Genomic DNA, 6,013 nt, shown 5'->3' with positions numbered 1-6,013 from the left:
ATAAACCTTTTTTTGTGAGACTTCAAGATGCCTTTTGTCTCATTCTTGTTTACAACTCACCTTTCAGTATAGCGTACTGTTCTAAGATAATCCTCCTCCTTCTATAAATTGTAGCTTTGCTCATGAATTTCTGTTCTGCTATTTCTTCCCATCTAAGTTGAGGATACCTCCAGCGCAGATTAAAGATTTCCTTGTCTTCATCAACTAGATTGATCAGGAGTTTGTTAATAATAGCTTTGAACCCTTCGAGAAATTTTAAGGTTGGATCATCTGCGATTCTGATTGCGATAGTTTCGGTAGGTTTGCTTATTCCTACGCCAGGACCACTCTGAGCGTCTGGGTTTCGAGTTTCTAATTCTAGTCTTCTCAAATCTATTGTACGTTGAATGTTTTGGAATTTGAAAAGTTCTCTGTCCAATGTTTTGAGGTCTTCGTCGCTCAATTTCTTCAAATTTTACCTCCGAATTTTCTAAATAATTAAATAAGCTATCGAACATTTTAGAAAAAGCCTTACTGATGTCAGAAACTATCTGCTTAATCATTCTAGATAAAACTTCAATTTCTTCCTGACTTAACTTTCTAAGCTTATTTTCTAATTCTATTTGTTTCTTCTGAGCAAGTTGTTTAGCTTTCTTCTTTTTAATCCTTCTATTCATCTTGCTCTCCATTTCCTGGTATTAGCTTTTATGAATGCAGCCTGCTCTTGCATCTGCTTCCATTCGTAATCCATGATGATTTCAAGCTGGTTGTTACAAAGAGTCCTCAAGAAATCATTTTGAACTTCTAATTTTTCAATATCCTTATAGGCCCTTTCATATAGTTCATCTTCCAGAAATCTAATGCGCTCTGCCATTGCTTCTTGAATGATGATATAAGTTGGTTTCTTGTACTTTGTCATTACAATCTTACCTCATCTCCTATTTTTAGAGATTCATAGTTTGTTTTAGTAACTACGAATACTCCGTAATTTTGTACTGTGACAGTGTACATGTCGCCAATCTTCTCCTTTTGTAAAACTCTGCCTTTGATTTCTGCGCCTTGATTATCAGCTTTATAAACGACAATCGGACGCTTTGCTTCTAGTTTTTTAATGTGAATACTCTGCCAGATATTCAATCCAGCAGACAATAATATCCAAATTACGATAAAACGTCTCATTCTGTGCCCTCCTTACTCTTCTTCAGCCATAATTTCATTAAACTGCTCTTCGTCAATAAGTCCACGGTCAATCATTGTTTGGACCGTCAATTCAATTTTTATCAATCTGTTCAATTCTTTGTTAGGCAACGTAGCCATAATAACTTCTTTCATCACTCCACCTCATTTCCCAATTCAAAATCAATTCCATACAAGAGCAAATCATTTTGAAAATCAACGAATGCTTCAATCATTTCAGCTTCTTGAAAGTCGTATTCCTCGACCGTACCCAAGAAATCATCAATATCATTTCTTTGTACACTTCCGTGCTCTGTCTTTGTATGTTCCATAACTTGTTCATAGCCATCAACATCAATTGTGTAGCCGATTCTGCCACTTGAATAATCATATTTGTAATTCTTGATAATCATTACTCTACCTCCTCAATCTCAATCCCTGGGCAATCAAACACCCATCCGAAGCCAGCTTGTTCTAGTTCTTTCTTTGTGTAGTGTGTGCCATAAAGTGAGTTTTCTTCCCGGTCTGAGAAAAGCCATTTGTTTGAATGCTTTTCACGGTTCAAAGTTTCGTGATTTCCACAAATGCCTTTCACCTTTACCAGATATCTCTTCTCTTCCTCGACCTCGTAGCCGTCAAGCCATGCACGGGCGACTTTGTCGTAAGCACCCTGTTCGTTCAGTAACCAATCATCGTATTGTTTATTAAAATTCTTTTCTCTGAGCGCATCGTATAACGTAGCGTTCTGTTTCTTGCAATACTCGATAATTTCCGCAACAAACTGCGGAATCACTGGTTTATTCAATTCTTGCCGAATCTTATCAGCATCCTTCAATTGATTGCCAACCCATTCTCCCTCAAGTTTACCTTGCTCGTAACCACTGCGATATTTCATCGAACCGTAGTCGTCCCCTAATTCTTTAAGGATGTCATTAAGCCATCTAGTCTGTGTCGTCGGATCAAACCCTCTGATTCGACGAACGACATCTTTTAATTTGAACGGCAACGGTTCTGGTTCGTCTAGTTGTTTGATTAATTCAATTGCAGTTTCAGTCGGAATAGTTTTGATTTCTGTGCTAAAAATATTCAATTTGTAAATCCCAATTTCTTCAAACTCTTTAATCAATTCCTGCTTATTCATCCTTGCTTCCTCCATAAATCAAATAAACTGCAATAACTACCTGAGACATTCCTGGCGAATAACCAACCCAATCATCAAACTCCTTAGATTTTGGTAACCAATCTTTGGTAGCTCCCAAATCATAGTCTTTAGGTTTTTCATCAGCGAAGATACACTCCATCGCTCCCATGAACGTCATGCCATCTTCTGCCATTTCCCAGAAATAGTCTGCTCGGTCTCTTACCACTTGTGGTAAATCTTGCTTGGGAGGTTTGGGTTTTCCATCTTCTACCGACCAGCCGTATACTCCATTAACTTTTTTCTTTAACTCTTCCATCATCTTCCAACTCCTTTTTCCTTTACGCTGATTTTTGTACTAATTTCGTTTGTTTCATCCATTCCTTGGCTATGTCCCAGACATCGGTTGGGACGTCTTGGTTATACTTGCCACGAAACTGGACTATTTTACCCTGCTTTACTTCGAGTGTGTAAAGAGGTGTTTTTGGTTGATTTGATAAGCGTACAAACACTATCAAAGTATCGCCTTTGAAATGCTTGTCTGTGTATGAGCTTACGCAATGATGTAGCTTCTTGCCCTCATAGATCAGCTCGGCCACTTTTCTAGGGACATGGAATGCGTAACCGTGGATGGTCCTATCCATTCCTTCTCTAAGTTTAAACTCAGATTCAAGCTGCTTGCGTTTCTTCTTGTCTTCCATTTTGCGTTTTTCTTCAACGAATTGATTGTATAATCCGACCGTGTGATTGTGCATGGCCGTAAAATTCTTTGGTACAAGCATAGCATCACCTTCAGGCTCAATACCCATTTCTCTTAACATTTTGAGGTAATCAAGATATTCATTGAATTCAATACTATTCTTGATAACCCAATTCTGAAACTTATTGATCCCTACACCTTTCGGTATGTGCTTGATATCGTGGTAAGTCAGATAAGACTCGATACCATGTACTAGCTGGCCGTTCCGTTCTTTTAATCGACGGCTCAACTCAAATTCGTTAAAGCTGCGATTTGAATTCTTGAAAAATTGTTTATTCTTCTGAAGCCATCTACGGTTCAAGGTCCGCATGTCTACGGTTCTTGTAAATCCGATTCTATAATTCGGAAACATGATTTCGTTGGCCAATCTGTAAGCATGAATCTTCTGGGCAAACTCGATTTCAAACTTATATTTGTAGAGTCGTTCAATTTCCCAAAAATAGATATTATCGAATTCCAAATATTTGAGTTCGGATACTTTTTGAAGTCTCTTTTCCCAATTGTTTGGATAAAAAATATTTCCTGTGTAAAAACCACCACTAAAGAAATTAGCGAATAGATACGGATAGTATTGCCCGTTGTAATCTTGGCCAATTTTTGTGTGCTTGTCATTTTCAAAGCGTTCTAGATTAGTAAACTGCCAATCAATAAATTGTTTTCCTTCGACTAACTTCGAACTAAATTCATAAGATTGAATCTCGATGCGTTTCGAGGTGCTGAGAATGATAGAGAAAAAGTAGGTTTTGTCATAAAAAGTGAGCCTTGATGACTTTGTCAGTCGTTTCTCGATACAATAGCCAAGGTCCAAATCTGAAGCGATTATGGTCTTGTCCTTATTGCTCCATTTGTACGTTGTGATTTGCGAGTAGCACCAGATCCAGAAGTCTGCAGGTGGTTTCAATCGTCTATCAGCTTCTCGCTTCCATTGTTCGTTTTTCATTCGTCCAAGAAATCGAAAATGCTCATTTGCTTTTCGACTACTCCTTTCTCTTTCTTAATTTTGACCTCCTCAACTTTGTTTTCAGGAGGATTTTTTGGCTTCTCTGCCTTCTTCTTGACGGATTCAACAGGCACCTGCTTGATGTTAGATACTTGCGAATTTGAGATAAAGTATTCTCGAATCCATCTGAAGACAGTAGCATCATCTATACAAGCGACTCCATTTTCAGCAAATTTACGAGCTTTCTCTTTTGCGAAGCTTAAAGCACATTTTAGAGAGTATCGCTCCTTTAGGATGCCTTGAAATAGTTCCTCATCTTCCTGATCACATATCCAGTTATGAATGCGGTCAAGTGCGGTATCGTGTGGTTGATTTAATTCCTCTAGCAGTTTAGCTAGAGCTTTTTCTTTAATTTCATTCATATCATTTTCAAAAAAAATGCGACTGTCTTTGTGGTAATTGGCTAAATACGGGCAGTCGCTCGTCCATTAGTCACACGACTGATTGACGCTTCCTAGCTCGCTTTTAACGTGGTTCGCGGCACGTTGATTTTACTGCTAAGTAATAACAATCTAGTGCACCATAATCAAAACGTACATCGTCTTTTCCGATATATTTTCTGAATTTTGGTTTTGTAATCGATGAATAAGCTTTTTGATGACTTTTCATTTGTCTGACAAGGTCATCCACATTGTTGAAATAGCCGAGAAAGAATTTTCGATGTCCGTTGTAGACAAAATATAGTTTTAATAACAAGGTGTGCCACCTTTCTAAAAGTAATCTTTCCTTTTGTTTTTTAAGTCATTGAATACCATCAAATGATCATTGTCTACACCCTTCATCAACCGGCTCATAAATGGCCGACCGTATCGCTTCTGGATTTCTTGTGCAGTTAGATTTGTAGTGATAATCGTGTTTGCCCTTTTATTGAGAATGTTATAAAGGATACTGAAGGACCATTCACTGTCCTTCTCCATTCCAAGATCATCCAGAACTAAAAATTTTGCGCTAGCAATTTTATTTACTAGAAACTCTTCCTGGCTGAAATCTGTCTTGATTTTCATCAACAGGTCAGTAACATTGATGAAGATAGCAATTTCTTTTGTAGTTGCTGATAGTTCCTTCATAATCGCAAATGCAAGATGACTCTTACCCGTTCCAGCTTCACCTTGAAAAACAACATTATTTCTGGCACCGTCTGCCCACTCTTTGCAGATTTTTTTGGCAAATTCTAGCTTTTCGGCTTCTTTTGCTGTTGGAGTATCAAAATTCTCAAGAGTAGCATTTTTCAGCACATCATCATATAAAGAGAATTTTTCAAGATAGAACTTTCGTTCTCTCTCGTATTCTGCATCAGCAAGCTCGTTTACTCTAATCTGATTTTCGGCATGAATGCGTTCTGATTCGCATAAACGACAAAGGACATCATCTGTACGAAGGATTTTAATCAGTGGAATTTTATGTTTATCGCAAATTTCGTCCTGTTGTTCAGTATTTCTATGGTAAGATAAGGCCATCTCCTCAAGTGCATCAGTTACCATGATACCTTACCCCCACAAGCTTTCCAGCTAGCCATATCTGACAAGCAGTCTATGACAGTAGGGAGAGGTTGTTTTGCAAGCAGTGACTTCTTTTCATCGCTGATAGGATAAAATTCATCTTCAAATTGGTTGATAATTTCTAAAATCCCCATTCGTCTTTAGCCCCCTGTTCTGATTTTTTCTCCTTGTGTTGTTTTTCTGATTGTCGAACTTGTTCAACTGTCGTAACCTGGTTCAACTGCCAATTTCTCAAAATGCCACCTATGTAGCTAACATTTGGTTTTCCTGAAGTAACAGCTGTCCTTAATGCTTCTTTGACTAGTACAGAGTCATTTTCGTTTAACAGATGATTGATTTCTTCGATTTCGAAACCTGATAGCAGTCTACGAAATTCAGACTGAAATAGTTCTAAGATATTTTCACTATTACTAGTAGTAGTTATATTCTTATCTTTATCTAATTCTTTATCTAATTCTTTA

General features: G+C 37.7%; 13 protein-coding genes. All 13 read right to left on the bottom strand.

Annotation, left to right across the window (positions count from 1 at the left end; genetic code table 11):
* Positions 1-49: 49 nt before the first annotated feature.
* The gene (locus HMPREF2655_RS00190; protein WP_070837094.1) at positions 50-451 is read right to left on the bottom strand and encodes a transcriptional regulator; all 402 of its coding nucleotides are present in this window, start codon (positions 449-451) and stop codon (positions 50-52) included.
* A 201-nt stretch (positions 452-652) separates the two neighbouring features.
* Complete coding sequence (locus HMPREF2655_RS00185) at positions 653-898, bottom strand: hypothetical protein (RefSeq protein WP_070837092.1); 246 nt, start codon at positions 896-898, stop codon at positions 653-655.
* Positions 898-1,158: a DUF1372 family protein gene (locus tag HMPREF2655_RS00180; protein ID WP_070837089.1), complete on the bottom strand. Its 261-nt coding sequence runs from the start codon at positions 1,156-1,158 to the stop codon at positions 898-900. The genes HMPREF2655_RS00185 and HMPREF2655_RS00180 overlap by 1 nt, the downstream gene beginning before the upstream one ends.
* A gap of 12 nt (positions 1,159-1,170) precedes the next feature.
* On the bottom strand, positions 1,171-1,311 hold the full coding sequence (locus HMPREF2655_RS10310; protein ID WP_000665843.1) for a hypothetical protein: 141 nt from the start codon (positions 1,309-1,311) through the stop codon (positions 1,171-1,173).
* Entirely contained in the window at positions 1,311-1,568 is a 258-nt protein-coding gene (locus HMPREF2655_RS00175; protein WP_070837087.1) for a hypothetical protein, read from the bottom strand. The genes HMPREF2655_RS10310 and HMPREF2655_RS00175 overlap by 1 nt, the downstream gene beginning before the upstream one ends.
* Entirely contained in the window at positions 1,568-2,296 is a 729-nt protein-coding gene (locus HMPREF2655_RS00170) for a DUF1642 domain-containing protein (RefSeq protein ID WP_070837084.1), read from the bottom strand. Before HMPREF2655_RS00170 ends, HMPREF2655_RS00175 begins: the two co-directional genes overlap by 1 nt.
* Positions 2,289-2,615: a hypothetical protein gene (locus HMPREF2655_RS00165; RefSeq protein WP_180364304.1), complete on the bottom strand. Its 327-nt coding sequence runs from the start codon at positions 2,613-2,615 to the stop codon at positions 2,289-2,291. Before HMPREF2655_RS00165 ends, HMPREF2655_RS00170 begins: the two co-directional genes overlap by 8 nt.
* Positions 2,616-2,634: 19 nt before the next feature.
* Positions 2,635-3,993, bottom strand: a complete 1,359-nt coding sequence (locus tag HMPREF2655_RS00160; protein WP_070837082.1) for a PcfJ domain-containing protein — start codon at positions 3,991-3,993, stop codon at positions 2,635-2,637.
* Positions 3,990-4,415, bottom strand: coding sequence for a Cas9 inhibitor AcrIIA9 family protein (locus HMPREF2655_RS00155; RefSeq protein WP_070837080.1), 426 nt, complete (start codon positions 4,413-4,415; stop codon positions 3,990-3,992). Before HMPREF2655_RS00155 ends, HMPREF2655_RS00160 begins: the two co-directional genes overlap by 4 nt.
* Positions 4,416-4,518: 103 nt before the next feature.
* Complete coding sequence (locus tag HMPREF2655_RS10385; protein WP_083321204.1) at positions 4,519-4,749, bottom strand: hypothetical protein; 231 nt, start codon at positions 4,747-4,749, stop codon at positions 4,519-4,521.
* A 14-nt stretch (positions 4,750-4,763) separates the two neighbouring features.
* Complete coding sequence (locus tag HMPREF2655_RS00150) at positions 4,764-5,534, bottom strand: ATP-binding protein (RefSeq protein WP_070837078.1); 771 nt, start codon at positions 5,532-5,534, stop codon at positions 4,764-4,766.
* Complete coding sequence (locus HMPREF2655_RS10305) at positions 5,528-5,686, bottom strand: hypothetical protein (RefSeq protein WP_180364303.1); 159 nt, start codon at positions 5,684-5,686, stop codon at positions 5,528-5,530. The genes HMPREF2655_RS00150 and HMPREF2655_RS10305 overlap by 7 nt, the downstream gene beginning before the upstream one ends.
* On the bottom strand, positions 5,674-6,013 hold a 340-nt coding region (locus HMPREF2655_RS00145), incomplete at its 5' end, for a DnaD domain-containing protein (RefSeq protein ID WP_142352098.1). The genes HMPREF2655_RS00145 and HMPREF2655_RS10305, both read right to left, overlap by 13 nt.

Origin of the sequence: Streptococcus sp. HMSC066F01 (assembly GCF_001837335.1) — a bacterium.
Classification (GTDB): Bacteria; Bacillota; Bacilli; order Lactobacillales; family Streptococcaceae; genus Streptococcus; species Streptococcus oralis_S.
This window is presented reverse-complemented; position numbering and strand designations above follow the sequence as displayed.

Coding starts and splice junctions, on each gene's coding strand:
- HMPREF2655_RS10305 (WP_180364303.1), bottom strand. CDS start 5,686: ATGGGGATTTTAGAAATTATCAACCAATTTGAAGATGAATTTTATCCT.
- HMPREF2655_RS00160 (WP_070837082.1), bottom strand. CDS start 3,993: ATGAAAAACGAACAATGGAAGCGAGAAGCTGATAGACGATTGAAACCA.
- HMPREF2655_RS00150 (WP_070837078.1), bottom strand. CDS start 5,534: ATGGTAACTGATGCACTTGAGGAGATGGCCTTATCTTACCATAGAAAT.
- HMPREF2655_RS00185 (WP_070837092.1), bottom strand. CDS start 898: ATGACAAAGTACAAGAAACCAACTTATATCATCATTCAAGAAGCAATG.
- HMPREF2655_RS00175 (WP_070837087.1), bottom strand. CDS start 1,568: ATGATTATCAAGAATTACAAATATGATTATTCAAGTGGCAGAATCGGC.
- HMPREF2655_RS10310 (WP_000665843.1), bottom strand. CDS start 1,311: ATGAAAGAAGTTATTATGGCTACGTTGCCTAACAAAGAATTGAACAGA.
- HMPREF2655_RS00180 (WP_070837089.1), bottom strand. CDS start 1,158: ATGAGACGTTTTATCGTAATTTGGATATTATTGTCTGCTGGATTGAAT.
- HMPREF2655_RS00165 (WP_180364304.1), bottom strand. CDS start 2,615: ATGATGGAAGAGTTAAAGAAAAAAGTTAATGGAGTATACGGCTGGTCG.
- HMPREF2655_RS00155 (WP_070837080.1), bottom strand. CDS start 4,415: ATGAATGAAATTAAAGAAAAAGCTCTAGCTAAACTGCTAGAGGAATTA.
- HMPREF2655_RS00170 (WP_070837084.1), bottom strand. CDS start 2,296: ATGAATAAGCAGGAATTGATTAAAGAGTTTGAAGAAATTGGGATTTAC.